Source organism: Streptomyces sp. NBC_01335 (genome assembly GCF_035953295.1).
Classification (GTDB): domain Bacteria; phylum Actinomycetota; class Actinomycetes; order Streptomycetales; family Streptomycetaceae; genus Streptomyces.
Map to the genome: position 1 here is coordinate 747,014 of NZ_CP108370.1, position 19,082 is coordinate 766,095.

At 75.1% G+C, this 19,082-nt stretch carries 6 protein-coding genes; all 6 read left to right on the plus strand.

Annotated features, from left to right (window positions below; all coding sequences use genetic code 11):
• Window positions 1-87 precede the first annotated feature (87 nt).
• A complete protein-coding gene (locus tag OG599_RS03000; RefSeq protein WP_327174356.1) occupies window positions 88-1,920 on the plus strand; it encodes a carbamoyltransferase family protein in 1,833 nt (610 codons plus the stop codon).
• Window positions 1,907-7,669: a non-ribosomal peptide synthetase gene (locus OG599_RS03005; protein WP_327174357.1), complete on the plus strand. Its 5,763-nt coding sequence runs from the start codon at window positions 1,907-1,909 to the stop codon at window positions 7,667-7,669. Before OG599_RS03000 ends, OG599_RS03005 begins: the two co-directional genes overlap by 14 nt.
• The gene (locus OG599_RS03010; RefSeq protein WP_327174358.1) at window positions 7,662-14,078 is read left to right on the plus strand and encodes a polyketide synthase; all 6,417 of its coding nucleotides are present in this window, start codon (window positions 7,662-7,664) and stop codon (window positions 14,076-14,078) included. The genes OG599_RS03005 and OG599_RS03010 overlap by 8 nt, the downstream gene beginning before the upstream one ends.
• Window positions 14,075-17,215: a non-ribosomal peptide synthetase gene (locus OG599_RS03015; RefSeq protein ID WP_327174359.1), complete on the plus strand. Its 3,141-nt coding sequence runs from the start codon at window positions 14,075-14,077 to the stop codon at window positions 17,213-17,215. The genes OG599_RS03010 and OG599_RS03015 overlap by 4 nt, the downstream gene beginning before the upstream one ends.
• Window positions 17,216-17,227: 12 nt before the next feature.
• The gene (locus OG599_RS03020) at window positions 17,228-17,974 is read left to right on the plus strand and encodes a thioesterase II family protein (protein ID WP_327174360.1); all 747 of its coding nucleotides are present in this window, start codon (window positions 17,228-17,230) and stop codon (window positions 17,972-17,974) included.
• A 98-nt stretch (window positions 17,975-18,072) separates the two neighbouring features.
• Window positions 18,073-19,071 (plus strand): polyprenyl synthetase family protein, encoded by a 999-nt coding sequence (locus tag OG599_RS03025; RefSeq protein WP_327174361.1) that lies wholly within the window; start codon window positions 18,073-18,075, stop codon window positions 19,069-19,071.
• Window positions 19,072-19,082 lie beyond the last annotated feature (11 nt).

The window sequence follows — 19,082 nt, forward strand, 5'->3', positions numbered from 1 at the left end:
AGTGTGGGCAGTTTCTTCGCACCAACGGCCATTGGTTGTGTGTCCAATGTTTGGATTGAAGCCATGGACCCTGGGGAGGGGTGGGCGATGAGCAGCTCGGGGCACATCCCGCTGCGGATGCGTGTTCTCGGTTTCAGCGGACTCGACGGGGCCCGCAGGTTCAAACGCGACCGGCTTCCCGGGCTCGCGGAGAGCGAGTACGCGATCTTCCAGGGGGCCGACGCGGCGGCCGGCCTGGTCGTCGGCGGCCACGTGGCCGCGGCGGCCGCCGAAGAGCGGTTCGACGGGCTGAAGCACTCCGAGGCCTTCCCCGCGGCAGCCGCGCACTTCTGCCTGTCGGAGGCCGGCATCGGGCCCGACGACCTCGACCTGGTCGCCCACTGCTTCTCCTACGAGCCCGAGCGCGACTTCTACCTCGGGCAACAGGGCTACTACAACGGCCTCTACCGCGAGGTGCTCGCCCCCGAGGCCAACCGGGCCGTCGCGGAGAAGGCGCTCGGCACGGACCTCGCCGGCCGTTTCCTGCCGGTGCCGCACCACCTGGCCCACGCCGCCGGCGCGTACCTCCCCAGCGGATTCGACCGCGCCCTGGTGCTGGTCTCCGACGGGCTGGGCGAGCGCCACTCGGCCACCGTGCTGGCCGCGGGCCCCGACGGCTTCGAGACCGTACGCGAGATCGCCGCGCACGACTCGCTCGGACTGCTCTACGGCCTCTTCACGCTCTACCTGGGCTTCCGCTTCGGCGACGGCGAGTACAAGGTGATGGGGCTCGCCCCGCACGGCGACGCGAGCCGGTACCGGCGCGTCCTGGAACGCCTGGTGGAGCTCGCCGCGGACGGGACGTACCGCGTCCCGGTCCTGCTGGAGAACGTCACCGCCCTCGACAAGGAGACCTACCGGCCGGCGCTCGCCGAGCTGGAGCGGCTGCTCGGCCCGCGCAGGTCCCCCGGAGCGCCGATGGAGCAGCGGCACATGGACATCGCCGCCGCCCTCCAGGCGGTCCTGGAACGCGCGCAGCTCCACCTGCTGCGGGCGGTCCGCGCCGAGACCGGGCTCGACCGGCTGTGCGTCTCCGGCGGTGTCGGCCTGAACTGCGTGGCCAACGGAGTGGTCCTGCGCAGCGGCCTGTTCGACGAGGTGCACGTCCAGCCCGCTGCCGGGGACGACGGGGCGGCGCTCGGCGCGGCGCTGTACGCGGCCTGGCGGTCCGGCGAACGCCCGGAACCGGGGCACGGCACCCTGCTCGGCCCGCGCTACGGCGCCGAGGAGTGCGAGCGGGCCGCCCGCACCGCGGCCGGGGTCCGGGTGACCGAGGCGGCCGACGACGCCGAGCTGACCTCGACCGTGGCCGGGCTGCTGGACGAAGGGCTGGTCGTCGGCTGGTTCCAGGGCCGGATGGAGTTCGGGCCGCGCGCCCTGGGCAACCGCAGCATCCTCGCCGACCCGCGCCGGGCCGACATGCGCGACCGCATCAACGCCCTGGTCAAGAAGCGCGAGTCGTTCCGCCCGTTCGCGCCCGCCGTGACCGCCGAGGCCGCTGCCGGGCTGTTCGAGGTGGACCCCGAGGACGTGCACATGTTCGCCGCGATGCTGTTCGTCGCCCATGTGCGCGACGAGCACGCCCTCCGGATGCCGGCCACCACCCACGTGGACGGCTCGGCGCGTGTGCAGACCGTCTCCCGGGCCGACAACCCGCGCTTCTGGGACCTACTGCGCGCCTTCGAGGCCAGGACCGGGCTGCCGGTGCTGCTCAACACCTCGTTCAACGTGGCGGGACAACCGATCGTCCGCACCCCCCGGGAAGCGGTGGACACCTTCCTGGACGCCGGCCTGGACGCACTGGTGATGGACCGTCTGATCATCCGCCGGGTCGGCGCCGCCGACCCGGCGCACGCCGAGGAGACACGTGCAGCACGCTGAAGACGGAGCCCCCGGGGACGGCGCTTCGTCGTTCCCGCTCGCCGCTCCACGGGCGCTCGCGCCCGCGTACCGCAGGGCACGGGTCCGGGTGGACGGCGTGCCCCCGGACACCGACCTGGCCGCCGCCGTCGCGGTGCTGCTCACCCGCCACCAGGAGGCCCCGCGCGCGGTCCTCGGCAGGATCGAGGCCGACGGCGGCGCATCGCGGGTGCACCGCATCGGCGTGGACGTGGACCCGTCCGCCGGATTCGGCGACGTCCGCGCCGCCGTCGGGAGCGCTCCGGCCGACACGGTGGACGACGCCTGCGACGGGCCCCGGGTGCTGGTCGGCCCGGTGGACGCGCAGGGCCCCCGGTCCCTGCGCCGCCGGCTGTCCGGCTGCGACATCGCCTTCCTCGCCGACCGCGAGGGCAAGGCGCTGGTCTGCGACTACGACACCGACCTGTTCGGCGAGGCGACCGTCCGCCGGCTGGCGGAGCAGGTGCTGCGGGTGGCCGAGCAGGGCGCCGCGGCGGCCGACCGCCCCGTCGTCGACCTGGACCTGCCCGGCACGGAGGAGCGGCAGGCGCTGCTCGCGCTGGCCGCCACCGCGCCGTCCGACGGCCGCGCCGCGCTGCACCGGCTGATCGCCCGCCGGGCCGCCGCCCACCCCGAGCACATCGCGGTGACCGCCGGCGGCCGCGACACGACCTACCGCGTGCTCGACTCCGCGGCCGACGCGCTGGCGGCCCGGCTGGTCCGGCTCGGCGCCGGACCCGGCACCCGGGTCGGCATCCGGCTGCCCCGGTCGGCGGAGCTGGTGGTCGCCATGCTCGCGGTGCTCAAGACCGGCGCCGCGTACGTACCGGTCGACCCCGGCCAGCCGGCCGGTCGCCAGCAGCGCATCGCCGACCTGGCCGGGCTGACCGCCCTGCTGGTCCGCCGGGGCGACGCCACGCCGCCGCTGGACGGCGTGGCGTGCGAACCGGTGGACGCGGAGGCCCCCGAGCCCGGAGCCGCGGCGGCCGTCGCCGGGCCCGACGACCCCGACGCCCCCGCCTACGTGCTGTTCACCTCGGGCTCCACCGGTCAGCCCAAGGGAGTCGAGGTCCGGCACGCCAACGTGGTGCGGCTCTTCGACACCACCCGGGAGCTGTTCGGCTTCACCGACCGCGACGTGTGGGTCAACGCGCACAGCTTCGCCTTCGACGCCTCGGTCTGGGAGCTGTACGGCGCCCTGCTGCACGGCGGCCGGGTGGTGGTCGCGGAACCGGCCGTCACCCGCGACCCGGAGGCGCTGGCCGCGCTGGTCGAGGGCGAGCGGGCGACGATGCTGGCCCTGTCCCCCACCGCCTTCGAGGGCTTCCGTGAGGCGTCCTTGCGGGCCGGGCACGCGTTCGCGAGCCTGCGGCACCTGGTGCTGTGCGCGGAGGCGCTGAGCTTTGGGTCGCTCTCCCGCTGGTTCGACCGGTACGGCGACGAGCAGCCCCGGCTGTCGAACATGTACGGCATCACCGAGACCACCGTGCACAGCTCGTTCTACCCGCTCACCGCCGCGGACGCCGCCGACACCCGGCGGCTGATCGGCCGTCCGCTGCCGGACACCGCCCTGTACGTCCTGGACGAGCAGGACCGGTCGGCGCCCTTCGGCGTGCCGGGCGAGATCTGCGTCGGCGGGCCCGGTGTCTCGGCCGGCTACCTCGTGGTGCCCGAGGGCGCCCGCGACCCGTTCGGCGCGGATCCCTTCTCCTGCGTTCCCGGCGCGCGGATGTACCGCTCGGGCGACAAGGGCCGGCTGCTGCCGGACGGGCGGCTGGAGTACCTGGGCCGTCTCGACCAGCAGGTCAAGATCAGGGGCCACCGGATCGAGCTCGGCGAGGTCGACGCCGCCTTCCTGGCGCTGCCGCAGGTCCGCAGTGCCCGCGCCTGGGTGGTGCGGCGGCCCGGCCACCCGCCGGTGCTGGCCGCCGCACTGGTGATGGACGGCCCCGGCCCGTACGACCCGCAGGAGCTGCGGGCGCTGGCGGCCCGGCGGCTGCCCGGCTACATGGTGCCCGCGGGGGTCGTCCTGCTCGACGAGCTGCCCCGTACCGTCAACGGCAAACTGGACACCGCCCGGCTGCCCGACCCTCTCGCCGAGCCGTCCGGCGGTGCGGCGGACGGCGCCGCCGACGAGGCGGAGGACCCTCGCGTCACCCGGGTGCGGGAGGCCGTCGCCGCGGTGCTCGGCCGGCCGTCCTGCGGCCCGGACGACGGTTTCTTCGAGCTCGGCGGCGACTCCATCACCGCGGTGCGGCTGGTGGCCGGGCTGCGCGGCGAGGGCCTGGGCGCGGAGCTGGCCCACGTCTACGCGCTGCGTTCACCGCGCCGGATCGCCGAGGCGCTCACCGATCTGGACGCCGGGCCGCGGGCGGCCGCCGCGCCGTTCGCGCTGCTCGCCGAGGAGGACGTGCGCTGGGTGCCGGACGGAGCCGAGGACGCCTTCCCGGCGACCAGACTCCAGCAGGGCATGCTGCTGCACAGCGTCCTGGACGGCGAGCGGGTCTATCACGACGTGCTCAGCTACACCCTGGACGGCACCCTCGACGAGGCCGCGCTCCGTGCGGCGTTCGCCTCCCTGGTGCGCCGCCACCCGGTGCTGCGCACCGCGTTCGTGGCGGACGGGCCGGTCACCCCGCTCCAGGTCGTCCACCCGTCCGCCGCGCCGGACCTCGTCCTCGACGACCTCACCGGCGTTCCTGAGGAGGAGCGCGAGCGGTGGCTGGAGAACTGGGCGGCCGCCGAGCGCGAGCGGCCCTTCGACTGGACGGAGCCCGGCCTGCTGCGGCTGTTCGCCCACCGGGTCGGCGAGCGGCGCTGGACGCTCTCGCTGTCGGTGCACCACTGCGTCCTGGACGGCTGGAGCGCCGCCTCCCTCATCACGGAACTGCTGACCGCGCACGCCGCGGTGCTGTCCGACGGAACGGCCGCGGGCGCCGTCGAGGGGCTCATGGGCCGCTACCTGGCGCTGGAGCGGGCCGCCGAGAACGACGCGGCGCAGCGCGACTTCTGGCAGCGGTACCTGAGCGACGCGGAGCCCTCCCGGCTCCCCGGCGGGCACGGTGCGACCGGCGCCGCCGAGGCGTCCGTCGCCACCGTGACCGTGCCGATCCCCGCGGCGGACGGCGAGCGGATACGGGCGCTCGCCCGCTCGTCGGGCGTACCGGTCAAGACCGCCTACCTCGCCGCGCACACCGCGCTGCTGGCCCTGGTCACCGGCCGGCCCGAGGTGGTGACCGGTGTCGTCACGAGCGGGCGGATCGAGGACGAGGGCGGCGACCGGGGCCTCGGGCTGTTCCTCAACACGCTGCCGCTGCGCACGCGTGGCGGCGACCAGACGTGGCGGGAGCTGCTCGCCGAGTCCTTCCTCAACGAGTCCAGGACCTACCCCTACCGCCGCTACCCGTTCGAGCGGATCCAGACCGAGGCCGGCCTCGGGCGGCTGTGCCCGACCGCCTTCAACTACACCGACTTCCACGTCTACGACGACCTGGCCGCACTCGGCATCCGGCTGCGGGACATCCGCTATCGCGAGGAGACCGACTTCGAGCTGCTGGTCACCGTGAACGAGGACCCGTTCGGCGACGCCGCGGCCGTCACGCTCGGCTACCGGACGTCGGTGCTCTCCGCCGGGCAGGCGCGGCGCTACGGCGAGCTGTTCGCCGAGCTCGTCCGCGCGGCCGGCGCGCACCCGGACGAACCGGCCGTGCGGGGCCTGGCCGGCCGGCTGGACCGGCAGCGGCGGGACGCCGCCCCGGCCGCCGGAGCGGCGCGGTTCCGGCCGCTGCTGTCGCTGGTGGCCCAGCAGGTCCGCCGGGCGCCGTCGGAGGTGGTGCAGAGCCACGACGGCACCGACATGACGTACGGGCGGCTGGCCGCCCGGGTGTCCCGGCTGCGCGAGCAGCTGGTGGAGCACGCGGTCAGGCCCGGCACCAGGGTGGCCTGCTTCCTGCGGCGCGGCCACGACCCGCTGGTCGCCCTGCTGGGTCTGTGGGCGGCGGGCTGCGTGTACGTCCCCGTCGACCCGACGCTGCCGCGCCGGCGGCAGGAGGCGATGGTGCGCGGCATCGGCTGCGGCTTCGCGCTCCGCTCGGCCGGCGTTCCCGCGGCGGACACCGCCTGGCAGGGCGGCGAGGTACTGCTGTCCGGCGGGCCCGCGTCCGCGGCGACCTTCCGCAGCGGCGCGGCGGTGCTGTCGGACGGCCCCGGGGCGACGGCGGACCCCTCCTCGTGGCACGGCGCGGAGCCGGAGGACGAGGCGTACGTGCTGTTCACCTCCGGCTCGACCGGCGAGCCGAAGGCCGTCGCGATGCCGCACCGGGCCGTCGCCAACCTGATCGGCTGGCAGATCGCCCAGCCGGAGTTCGCGCGGCGGCGCCGGATCAGCCAGTTCGCCGCGCTCTCCTTCGACGTCTCCGTGCAGGAGATGCTGACCGCGGCCGCGGGCGGCGGAACGCTCGTGGTGGTGCCGGAGGAGACCCGGCGCGACCCGCAGGAGCTGCTGGCCACCTTCCACCGCACCGGCGTCCAGACCGCGTTCCTCCCGCCTGTCGTGCTCCACCAGCTGGCGACCGTCCACGAGGCGCTCGGCGGCACGCCGCAGCAGCTGGAGACGGTGATCACCGCGGGCGAGGCGCTGGTGGTGACCGGGGAGGTACGGCGGCTGTGCGCGGCCGCGGGCGTCGGCGTGGTGAACCAGTACGGGCCCACCGAGACCCATGTCGTCACCGCCTTCCGGCTGGCCGGCGACCCGTCGGACTGGCCGGAGCGGCCGCCGATCGGGCGGCCGGTCAGCGGGGCCGAGGTGCTGCTGCTCGACCCGCTGGGCCGGCCGGTGCCGGACGGCACACCCGGTGAGCTGCACATCGGCGGTGCCGCCGTCGCACTCGGCTACCTCGGCTCCGCCGGGCAGGAACCGGCGTCCGCGGGCCGCTTCGGTGAGCCCGCCGAGGGGCTGGGGCGGCACTACCGCACCGGCGACCTGGTCCGCCTGGCCGATGGCGAACTGGAGTTCCTGGGCCGCGCGGACGGGCAGATGAAGATCCGCGGCCACCGCGTGGAGCCCGAGGAACTCGCCTCGGTGCTGCTGCGCCACCCGCTGGTCGCCGGCTGCGCGGTCACCGCGGTACCGGCGCCCGCAGGGGGGTCGGCGCTGGCCGCGTACGTGGTGGCCGCCGACGCGCCCGACGGCGGGCCGCTCACGGTCGAAGCGCTGCTGGAGCACGCCCGCGCGGAGCTGCCCGGTTACTCCGTGCCCTCGTACGTCGAGTTCCTGGACCGGCTGCCCCTCACCCGCAGCGGCAAGCTGGACCGGTCGGCGCTGCCCGCTCCGAGCGCCTCACCGGCCGGTGAGGCGGCCGCGTCCGCGACCGCCGCCGAGCGGCAACTGCTGGACACCTGGGCGGAGGTGCTCGGCCGCCCGGTCGCCTCCCCCACCGTGTCGTTCTTCGACGCGGGCGGGACGTCCCTGCTGGTCCTGCCCCTCTACCTGCGGCTGCTGCGCGTCCTCGACCGCGAGTTCGCCCTGCACGACCTGTTCCGGTTCCCGACGGCCCGGCGCTTCGCCGAGTTCCTCGACGCTTCCGGGCAGAACGAGCCCACCGGTCCCGCCGGCGCTCCAGGCACCACGACCCACCACCGGAGGCTCAACCAGCGCACTCCGGACCAGATTCTCGCCGCTGCGCGGCGCAGCCGATCGGCTCGGGGACGGGAGAGCAACAGCCATGACTGACCGCCACACGGAGGTCTCGCCCACAGATGTCGCCATCATCGGGATCGCCTGCAACTTCGCGGGCGCACCCGGGCCCGAGGCATTCTGGGAGCGCATCTGCGAAGGCCGCGAGCTGCTGACCCACTTCAGCGAGGACGATCTGCGGGCCGCCGGGATACCCGAGCAGCTGCTGGCCAACCCCGACTACATCCGGGTGAGCAGCCTGGTCGACGGGGCAGGCGACTTCGACGCCGACTTCTTCGGCATCACCCCCAGCGAGTCCCGGCTGATGGACCCGCAGCACCGGCTGATGCTCGAACTCGGCTGGCACGCGATGGAGGACGCGGGCTACGACCCGTCCCGCTATCCGGGTGACGTCGGCGTGTTCGTCGGCGGCGGCCGGCACGCGTACCTGCGCTACATCGAGCCGGAGTTCGACCCCGAGGACCACCTCGACGGTTCCATCCGCGGCCTGCAGGCGGACATCGGCAACTACGGCGACTTCCTGGCGACCCGGATCTCGTACCGGCTGGGCCTGACCGGGCCGAGCCTGAACGTGCAGACGGCGTGCTCCACCGCGCTGGTGGCCGTCCACCTGGCCTGCCAGAGCCTGTTCCTCGGCGAGTCGGACCTCGCCCTCGCGGGCGGCGTGAACCTGCACACCCCGCAGGTCAACGGCTACCTCTACGAGGAGGGTTCGATCTGCTCGCCGGACGGGCGGCTTCGCCCGTTCGACGCGGACGCCAACGGCTCGGTGTTCGGCAACGGCGGCGGCCTGGTCGTGTTGAAGCGGCTGTCGGACGCGATGGCCGAGGGCGACCGGGTGATCGCGGTCATCAAGGGCTCGGCGATCAACAACGACGGCTCGGAGAAGATGACCTTCACCGGGCCGAGCGTCGACGGCCAGGCCGAGGTGATCAGCCGGGCGCTGCGGGTCGCCGACGTCGACCCGGCGACCGTCGGATTCGTGGAGACCCACGGCACCGGGACAGCGCTGGGCGACCCGATCGAGGTGGCCGCGCTGGTCTCGGCGTTCGGACCGGCGGCCGACGACGCCGCGGGCTGCGCGCTGGGCGCGGTCAAGGCGCAGATCGGCCATCTGGGCACTTCGGCGGGCGTCGCCGGGATCATCAAGGCGGCACTGGTGCTGGAGCGGGCGGAGATCCCGCCGATGGTCAACTTCACCAGTCTCAACCCGGGCATCGAGCTGACCGGTTCGCCGTTCTACATCCCCACCGAGTCCCGGCCGTTCGAGGGGCTGCGCCGGGCCGGCGTGAGCGCCTTCGGCGTCGGCGGCACCAACGCGCACGCGGTGCTGGAGCAGGCCCCGGCCGCCGCGCCCGTACCGCTGGACTCCGGGGACGGGCAGGAGGGTCGGGTCCTGCCGTTCGTGCTGTCGGCCCGCTCGGCCGACGCGCTGGCCGCGCTGCGCACCGCCCACGGCCTCGCGCTGCGCTCGCGCCCCGGGCGGGCGGCGGACGCCGCCCACGTGCTGGCGCGGGGCCGCAAGCGTTTCCGGCACCGCACCTTCGTCACCGCCGCCACCGCCGAGGAGGCAGCGGCCCAGCTGACCTCGGGCGCGACGACGATCAGCGGGGTGGCTCCGGAGGCCGAACTGCCGGTGGTGTTCGCCTTCGCGGGCGAGGGCGGGCAGTACGCGGGCCTGGGCCGCGCGCTGTACGAGGGCGACGCCGCCTACCGGCGCACCGTCGACGACTTGTCCGAACTCGCCCTGGACATCGCCGGTTTCGACGTCCGCGCGCTGCTCTACCCCGAGCCGGGCGACGAGGAGGTCGCCGCGGACCGGCTGAGCCGCGCCCTGTGGGCGCAGCCCGCGATGTTCGTCTCCCAGTACGCGCTCGCCACCTCGCTGATCGCGGCGGGCGTCGTCCCGCACACCATGGTCGGCCACAGCCTCGGCGAGTACGCCGCCGCCTGCGTGGCGGGGATGCTCAGCACGTCCGACGCGCTGCGGCTGGTGTCCACCCGCGGGCGGCTGATGCAGGAGGAGACGCCGGACGGCGCGATGCTGGCCGTCGGACTCGACGAGGACGAGCTGCGCGCGATCCTGCCCGCCGACCTGGACGTCGCGGGTGTCAACGCCGTGGGGCAGTGCGTGGTGTCCGGGGCGACGGGGGCGATCGACGCGTTCCAGGCGCACCTGGAGGAGACCGACCTGCGGCACACCCGGCTCGGTACCTCCAACGCCGCGCACTCGCGGCTGATGGCGGGCATCGTGGAGGAGTACCGGGCGCTGCTGGCGCGGGTGGAGTTCGGCAAGCCGTCGATGCGGATCGTCTCGACCGTCACCGGCCGCGAGATCGGGCCGGACGAGATGGCCGACCCCGAGTACTGGATCCGCCACATGCTCCAGCCGGTGCGGTTCCGCGACGCGGCCCGCACGGTGCTGGAGGACGGCCCCGTCACCGTGGTCGAGGCCGGACCGGGCCGGGCGCTCACCCGCATGTTCGAGAACTCCGGCGGCGCGGCGGAGAGTCGCCCGGTCACTCCGTGGATGCGGAACGAGTGGTCGCCGAAGAGCACGGCGGAGCTGCTCGGCGCCGTCTGGGTGCAGGGTGGGCGGATCGACTGGGACCGGCAGTTCGCCGGTCTGGAGCCGCACCGGGTGTCGCTGCCCGGCTACCCGTTCGAGCGTTCCGAGCACTGGATCGACGTCACGCAGGACCACTCCCCCGTCGAACTGCCGGGCCTGCGGCGCTCGTCCCGGATCACGGGCTGGCTGCAGGTGCCGCGCTGGACGGTCGCACCGCCGTCCGAGGCCGCTCCGGCGCCGGCCGGGCCCCGGCGCGTGCTGCTGCCGCGGCCCGCGGTCTCCGCCGCCGCCGACGCGCTGGCGTCGGCGCTGGAGGCGGCCGGGCACAGCGTCGTACCACTGCTTCCCGGCGACCGTCCCGAACTGGACCCGGCCGGCTCCCGGCTCGTCGTCCGCCCGGGCGACCACGACGACCTGCGGCTGCTGTACGAGCTCCTCGCCGCGGGTGGGTCCGGCGTCGACACGGTGCTCTTCGCCGGGCTCCCCGACCGGGGCGCGGGTCAGGGCCCGCTCGCGGGGCGCGTCACCGACGCGCTGGAGCAGGGGTTCTGGCCGCTCGTCACGGCGGTGCGCGGCGTCGCCGCCGATCGCGGCGAGCGCGGTCTGGACGTCCTGGTCGTGACCGCCGACCGCCACCAGGTGGCGGCGGACGACCCGATCGACCCGGTGGCGTCCCTGCTGACCGGCCCCTGCCGGGTGCTGCCGCAGGAGTACCCGACGGTGCGCCTGGCCGAGCTGGACCTGTCGGCGGGCTTGGAGCCGAAGGCCGCTGCCGCGCTGGTCCTGGCCGAGCTGGGCAGGCCCGTGACGGCCCGCACCGTCGCGCACCGCGCCGGGATACGCCGGCTGCTGGCCCACGAGCCGCTGCCCGCGCTGACCGCGGGGCGGCCGTGGCGGGACGGCTGCAGCTACCTGATCACCGGCGGCCTGGGCGCGATCGGCCTGGCCCTGGCCGAGGACGCGGCGGAGTCGGCCGGCGTCACCCTGGTGCTGACGCACCGTTCGGCGTGGCCCGCCGAGGACGAGTGGGAGCGCGTCGCCGAGGACCCGGCCACCTCGCCGGAGTGGCGGGAGAGGGTCGCGGTGCTGCTCCGGCTGCGCCGCGCGGGCGCGGCGGTGCACTGCGTGCGGGCCGACGCCGCCGACCGCGAGGCGATGCGCGAGGTGCGTGAGCGCTACGGGCCCTTCCACGGCGTGGTGCACGCCGCCGGTGTGCCCAGCGGGCGGCTGGCGGCGGTGCTGGACGACGAGCACGTCCGCCGGGTGATGTCGCCGAAGGTGGACGGCGCCCTGGTGCTGGACGAGGTGGTCTCCGACGCCACGACCGAGTGGACGGCCTACTGCTCCTCGATGTCCGCGGTGGTCGGCGGCCTCGGCCACACCGACTACTGCAGCGCCAACGCCTTCCTCGACGCCTTCGCGCAGTGGCGCACCGCGGCCGGGCGCCGCACCGTCTCGCTGGGCTTCGACGCCTGGACCGAGGGCGGGATGGCGGTCAAGGAGGCCACGCGCTCGCGCACCACGTCCGCCGCCGAAGAGGACGGCGAGGACTGGCGGCCCTTCGAACACCCGGTGTTCTCCGCGCGCGCCGGAGGGCCGGGTTACGGCGTCTTCCGGGGCGAGCTGCGCCGGGGCGCCGACTGGATCCTGGACGAACACCGGGTGGCCGGCCGGTCCCTGGTGCCCGGCACCGCCGTCGTCGAGTTCGTCAGGGCCGCCGCCGAGGCGCACCTGGGCACCACCGGCTTCGACATCACCGAGCTGGACCTGCTGCGTCCGCTCAGTGCCCCCGGCGCCACGCTCGCCTTCACCGTGCGCGTGGACGGGTCCGCCGGCGACGACGACGAGGTGACGGTCACCGTCTTCGGCCTCGGTCCCGACCAGCAGTGGTACCGCCAGGCCGTCGGCCGGATCGAGCCCGGCGCGCCGGGCGCCGAGCCGCAGGAGCGGCTGGAGATCCCGGCGGGCAGCGGCGAGGCGGGCAGCCTGCCGGGCTCCGACCTCATCACCTTCGGCCCGCGCTGGGACAACATCGAGCGGATCTGGCGGAGCGGCGCGGACGAGCTGCTGCTCGACTGCCGGCTCCCGTCGCGGTTCACCGACGACCTGGGCCGCTACGGGATCCACCCGGCCCTGCTGGACACGGCTGCCGGCGCGCTGGTGTCCGGTGTCAGCGACCGCGTGCACCTGCCGATGTCCTACGAGCGGATCACCGTGCACGCCCCGATGCCGGCCCGGATCGTCAGCCGCATCACCCACCGGGAGTCCGGCGAGAGCGGCTCGCTCCTCTTCGACGTACGCGTCCAGGACGGGGCAGGGCAGCCGGTCCTCGACATCCTCGGCTACTCGCTGCGCGAGGTGGACCCCGACCGGGTCGCGGCGGACCTCGGCGCCGACGCGGACGCGGTACCCGCCGCGGCGGCCAACCGCAGCCTGGTCTCCACCGAGGCGGGCGACCTGAGCGCCCTGCGCATGGTGCCCGCCGAGCGGCACGAGCCCGCCGCCGGCGAGATCGAGGTCGAGGTCAGGGCTACGGGCCTGAACTTCAAGGAGGTCCTGATCGCCGCGGGGGCTCTGGACGCCCCCGGCCCGGACCACCGCTTCGGCCTGGAGTGCGCCGGCGTCGTGACCGCCGTCGGCGAGGGCGTGAGCCGCTTCCGGGTCGGCGACGCGGTGATGGCGGTCGGCGCGTCCTGCTTCTCCGACTACGTCGTGGTCCGCGACGCGCTCGCCTGCCGCATCCCGGCCGGGATGACCTTCAGCCAGGCGGCTTCCATCCCGGTCGCCTTCACCACCGCCTACGACTGCCTGGTCAACGTCGGCGCGCTGGCGCGCGGCGAGCGGGTCCTCGTGCACGCGGCGGCCGGCGGGGTGGGCCTGGCGGCCCTGCAGATCGCCGCCCACCGCGGCGCCGAGGTGTTCGCCACGGCCGGCAACGAGACCAAGCGGAACGTGGTCGAGGGCCTGGGCGCCACCCTGGTGATGGACTCCCGCTCGCTGGACTTCGAGGCGGAGACCCTGGCCGCGGGCGGCGTCGACGTGGTGCTCAACTCGCTGGCCGGGGAGTTCATCCCGGCGGGCATGCGCACACTGCGCCCCCGGGGCCGGTTCGTCGAGATCGGCCGCCGCGACATCCTCGCCAACACCCCGCTGGACCTCGGGCTGTTCGCCTCGGGGCGCACCTTCGGCGCGTACAACCCGGAGATCGACGGGGACGCGTGGGAGCGGGCCTGGCGCTCGGTGGTCGAACTGCTCCAGCAGGGCGTGATCACCCCCCTGCCGGTGCGGACCTTCGGGGCGGACGAGGCCGACGAGGCCTTCTCGTTCATGTCCCGCGCCCACCACATCGGCAAGGTCGTCGTGATCCGGACGGGCGGCAACGAGCCGGTGACCGGTCACGGCGCCGACGCCGGCGAAGCGGCAGGGGCCGAGGGCATCACCGCGCGGCGGGGCGTCCTGGCGTTCCGCGACGCGCTGGGCGCCGGCCCCGCGCACGTCCTGGTCAGCCGGCGGGTGCCGGCCGCCACCGGCGACCAGTTCGTCGTGGCCGGCCACGTCCTCCAAGGCGGCGGCACCGGCTCCTCCGTCCACTCGCGGCCCGAACTGCCCTACCCGCTCACGCCGCTGGAGGGCGACACCGAGGAGCGGCTGGGCGCACTGTGGGGCGGTCTGCTGAGCATCGAGCAGATCGGGCGCGACGACCGCTTCCTCGACCTGGGCGGCGATTCGCTCTACGCCACGCAGCTGGTGGCCCGGATCAGGAACGCCTTCGGCGTCCGGGTCGCCCCGGCCGACATCCTCGGCGGGCTGAGCGTGCGCGAGCTGGCCGAGCTGATCGACCGCAGGCTGACGGCCGCCACCGAGGCGGGCGCATGACCGTGATCACCGGTCCCGCCGCCCCGGCGCAGCAGCGGCTGTGGCTGCTGGACCAGCTCTACCCGGACAACTGGTCGTACCACATCGAGAGTTCGCTGGACCTGACCGGCACCCTGGAGGTGCCGGTCCTGCGGCGGGCGGTCGGCGACCTGGCCGCCCGGCACGAGGCGCTGCGGACCACCTTCGCCGAGGAGGGGGGCGAGCTGGTGCTGCGGGTCGCCGACCGGGTCGTCCCCCGCTTCGAGCAGGCCGACCTGAGCGGCGAGCCGGACCCCCGGCGGGCCGCCCTGGAGCGGTCCGCCGCGGTACGGCGGGAGCCGATGGACCTGACGGCGGGGCCGCTCTTCCGGGTCCTGCTGTGTCGTACCGGGCCCGCCGAGCACACGCTGACCCTGTTCATCCACCACATCCTGGCGGACGGCTGGTCGCTGGGCGTCCTGTGGGAGGACCTCGGACGGCTCTACAGCCGGCGGCTGGGCCCGGGGCCGGCGCCGGAGCCGGCCGGGCTGCCCTACCGCGAGCACGCCGCGCTCCAGACCGCGCGGCAGCGCACCCCCGAGGCGCGCGCCGAGCTGGATCGGTGGCTGGAGCGGCTGCGCGGGGTCGAGCCGGACAACTCGCTGCGGGCCGACCTCGCCCGTCCGCCGGTTCCCTCCTTCCGGGGGCGGACGCTGGAGCTGGAGCTCCCGGCCGAGCTGGCCGGTGCCCTGCGGGAGGCCGCGAGGAGCACGGGCAACAGCCTGTTCATGCTGCTGGCGGCCGGATTCGCGGCGGACCTCGCGCACTACGACCGGCGGACGGAGGTGGTCGTCGCCACGCAGTCCTCCGGCCGGGCGGACCCGCGCGTGGCGCGCACGGTCGGCTTCTTCGTCGACACCCTGCCGCTGCGCTTCGAGCTGGAGGGCGATCCGACGCTCGCCCAGGTGGTCGAGCAGGCCAAGGAGGGGACGCTCGCGGCGTACGCGGCCGAGTACGTCACCTACGACCGGCTGGCGCAGGAGCTGAGCCCGTCGGGCGACCGCTCCAGGAACCCGCTGGCGCAGGTCGCCTTCCAGCTGATGAACGTGCCGATCCCGCCGGTGGTCTTCGGCGACCTGGCGGTGCGGCGCCGGTGGGACACCACCTCGGCGGCGAAGTTCGACCTCAACGTGATGCTGGTGCCCGACGGCGAGGGCCTGCTCGGACTGGTCACCTACGCGGTGGACCTGTTCGAGGAGGAGACCGTCCGGGAGATCTGGCGGACGTACCTGCACGTGCTGGGGCTGCTGGTCCGCGACCCGCAGGCCCGGCTGTGGCAGCTGCCGCTGCTGGACGGCGCACGGCAGGCCGAGGTCGCGGCCCGGTCGGTGGGCCCGGCCCTGCCGGCCGACGGCGCACCCGACCTGCTGGCGGCGCTGGAGCGCTGGTCTCGGCAGGACGGCGGGCGGACCGCCGTCACCGCGGCCGGGCGCCGGATCGGCTACGCCGAGCTGTGGTCCGGCTCGGGGGCGGTCGCGGCGGCGCTGCGCGAGGCGGGCGCGGAGCCCGGCGAGGTGGTGGCGGTGGCCTGCGCGGCGCGGGCCGACACGGTGCTCGCCGTGGTCGGCGCGTGGCGGGCGGGGGCCGGCGTCCTCGTCCTGGAGCCGGGACCGCTGTCGCCGCGCGCCGAGGGCCTGCTCGACGAGCTGAAGGTGACCACCGGTGTGCTCGGCCCCGGCGAGCCGCCGCGCGTCCCCGGGTTGCGCTGGGTCGCGACCGGCGGTGCCGCCGAGGTGCCGCCGCGGTGGGCGGCCGGCCCGGACGCCACGGCCTACGTCGTGAGCACCTCCGGTTCCACTGGCCGGCCCCGTACCGTCGCCGCGTCGATGGGCGCGTTCGCCGGCCATGTGCTGCGCGGCGCGGCCGGGCTGGACCGCGACCGGGTGGTGGTGCAGGTGCCGCCGCCGAGCTTCGACCCGGGCATGCGGGACGTCTTCACCACGCTCGCGGCCGGCGCCGAGCTGGTGATCCCCGACGGCGTGGAGGACAACCCCGTGGACGCGGTGGCGTCGGTCCTGGCCGAAGGCCGCGCCGACACCTTGCTCGCGGCGGTGCCCGGCGTCCTGGAGGCCGTCGCGCTGCAGCTGGAGCGGCAGGGCGTCCGGCCGGCGCTGCGGACCGTCCGCTGCTGCGGCGAGGCGCTGCCCCGCTCGGTCGCGGAGCTGGTGGTGCGCGTCCTGGGCTGCGTACCGCACAACGACTACGGGCCCAGCGAGGCCACCATGGTGAGCGTCTCCGGTCACACCGACCCGGACCGGGTACGCACCACGACGATGCCGATCGGCCGGCCGCTGCCGGGCGTCGGCGCCTGGGTGCTCGGACCGGCGGGGCAGCTGCTGCCGCCGTGCTTCACCGGCGAGATCCACCTGTCGGGGCCGCACCTGACGGCGGGTTACCTCGGCGATCCCGAGGCCACCGCCGAGCGGTTCGTGCACCACCCGGGCATCGCGGACGGCGAGCGGCTGCACCGTACCGGCGACCTCGGCCGGTACGCGCCGGACGGCCGGCTGCACTGGCTGGCCCGCGCCGACCGGCAGGCCAAGGTCCGCGGCATGCGCATCGACCTGGTCGAGGTCGAGACGGTGCTGAGCGGCCACCCCGCCGTGCTCGACGCGGTCGCCACCCCGCACGGCGAGGGCACCCGGGCCAGGCTCGTCGCGTACGCGGTCGCACCCGGCGCCACCGGTACCGAGCTGCGCGACCACCTGCGCGCGCGGCTGCCCCGGGGCTCGGTGCCCTCGGTGGTGGAGCTGGTCGAGGCGATCCCGCGCAGCGCCCGCGGCAAGGTGCAGTGGTCGCTGCTGCCCGAGCCGCGCCCGGTGAGGACGGGATCCGCGCCGCTCACCGAGGCGTTCGAGGCGGAGGTCGCCGAGATCTGGCGGGAGGTCCTGGGCCGCGCCGAGGTGAGCGCCGAGGACGACTTCTTCGACCTGCTCTCCGCGGAGGACGACTTCTTCGAGCTCGGCGGCCATTCGCTGGCGGCGATGCAGCTGGCCGCCCGGCTCACCGTGCCGGCCGGGCGGCCGGTGACCGTCCAGGACGTCTTCGACCACCCGACCCTGCGCGAACTCGCCGCCTTCGCACGCCCCCTGACCGATGCGCCCGACACGGACGACTGACCGGACGACGAGATGACGAATCCTGTGCCCACACCCCCTTCCGCGGACGGGGACGCCACCTTGCTGTTCTGTCTGCCGTACGCCGGCGGCAGCAGCCTGGCGTTCCGCTCCTGGACCGACGAGCTGCCCGGCTACGAGGTCGTCACCAGCGACTACCCGGGGCACCTGCTGCGCCCCGGCGAGCGGCTCGTGCGGAGCATGGACCGGATGGTCGGCCTGCTCTGCGGCGAGCTGGTGGACCGCTGGGACCGCCCGTTCGTGCTGCTGGGCTCCAGCATGGGAGCGCTGGTGGCCTTCGAACTGGCGCGGCGGGCCGAGGCGGTGGGCCGGCCGCCGGCCGCCGTGGTCCTGCTGTCGTGCGCGGCGCCCAGCCTGCTGCCGCTGCTGCCACCGGTCGCCGGACTCGGCGACGAGGCGTTCCTCGCCGCCTTCGCCGCCCGCTACGGCGGTCCGGTGCACCACCTGCTGGACGACCCGGCCTCGCGCGATCTGCTGCTGCCGATCGTGCGGGCCGACATGGAGCTGTTCGAGGACTACGCCCGGTCGTGCCCCGCACCGGTGGGCTGCGACCTGATCGTGATCGCCGGCGCCGACGACCCCGTGGTGACCCCCGACTCCGCCCGCGCCTGGGAGGACTTCTCCAAGGGCCGGGTGGACAGCCTGACCGTTCCCGGCGGCCACTTCGTCGTCGAGTCGAACACCGCCGAGGTGACGGCCGCCCTGCGTCCCCTGCTCGACCGGCGGCTCCCTGCCGCCTGAGTCCACCCGGTCGCTCGGCCCCCAGGGGCGCGCCCGGTCCGTGTTTCCCACCCCTTCCCGGGCTCCCCGAGGCGCCCGCCAGCACCAGGAGACCCCAGATGCTGAATCTCGGACCATTCAACGCCGGGATGCTCGACAAGCAGCTCCTCGCCGGCCTGACCACGGGCATGGCAGCGGTGGACAAGGCCCTCTTGGCGGCCACCGAATCCGACTACCGGCCGGTCACGGAGACTTCGCGCTACCTGCTGGACGCCGGCGGCAAGCGTTTCCGCCCGGCGCTCTCGCTGCTTGCCGCGCAGTACGGCGACCCCGGCGCCCCGGGCGTCGTGCCGACCGCCGCCGCCTGCGAGCTGACCCACCTGGCCACCCTGCACCACGACGACGTGATGGACGAGGCGCATCTGCGGCGGGGCGTACCGAGCGCCAACTCCCGCTGGGGCAACACGGTCTCGATCCTCACCGGCGACTTCCTGTTCTCCAAGGCCTCGCAGATCCTCGCGGGGTTCGGCCCCGAGGCGGTGATGATCCAGACGGTGGCCTTCGAGCGGCTGGTCACCGGCCAGATCAAGGAGACCCTCGGCCCGCGCGAGGACCATGACCCGCTCACGCACTACTTCGACGTCATCGTCGACAAGACCGGTTCGCTGATCGCCACGGCCGCGCGGTTCGGCGCGCTGATGTCCGGAGCGGACCGCGGGATCGTCTCCGACCTCACCGAGTTCGGCGAGCACATCGGTGTGGCCTTCCAGCTCGCCGACGACATCCTCGACATCACCAGCGAGAGCGAGCAGTCGGGCAAGACGCCCGGCACCGACCTGCGGGAGGGTGTGGCGACGCTGCCCGTGCTCCACCTGCGGGCCGACGCGGGCCCGCGGGACGCCCGGCTGCTGGAACTGCTGGACGGCGGCCTGGCCGACGACGACCGGCACGCCGAGGCGCTGACGCTGATGCGCGGGCACCGGGCGCTGGAGAGGGCGCGACAGGACTGCGCCGACTACGCGGACCGGGCCCGGATGCTGCTGAAGAGGCTGCCCGCCGGGCCCGCGACCGACGCCCTCAACATCCTGTGCGACCTGGCGGTGCACCGGGCGCGCTGACCGCGCGGCCG

Excerpts from the sequence above, each read along its gene's own strand:
- OG599_RS03000 (WP_327174356.1), top strand. The coding sequence starts at position 88 with ATGAGCAGCTCGGGGCACATCCCGCTGCGGATGCGTGTTCTCGGTTTC.
- OG599_RS03010 (WP_327174358.1), top strand. The coding sequence starts at position 7,662 with ATGACTGACCGCCACACGGAGGTCTCGCCCACAGATGTCGCCATCATC.
- OG599_RS03015 (WP_327174359.1), top strand. The coding sequence starts at position 14,075 with ATGACCGTGATCACCGGTCCCGCCGCCCCGGCGCAGCAGCGGCTGTGG.
- OG599_RS03020 (WP_327174360.1), top strand. The coding sequence starts at position 17,228 with ATGACGAATCCTGTGCCCACACCCCCTTCCGCGGACGGGGACGCCACC.
- OG599_RS03025 (WP_327174361.1), top strand. The coding sequence starts at position 18,073 with ATGCTGAATCTCGGACCATTCAACGCCGGGATGCTCGACAAGCAGCTC.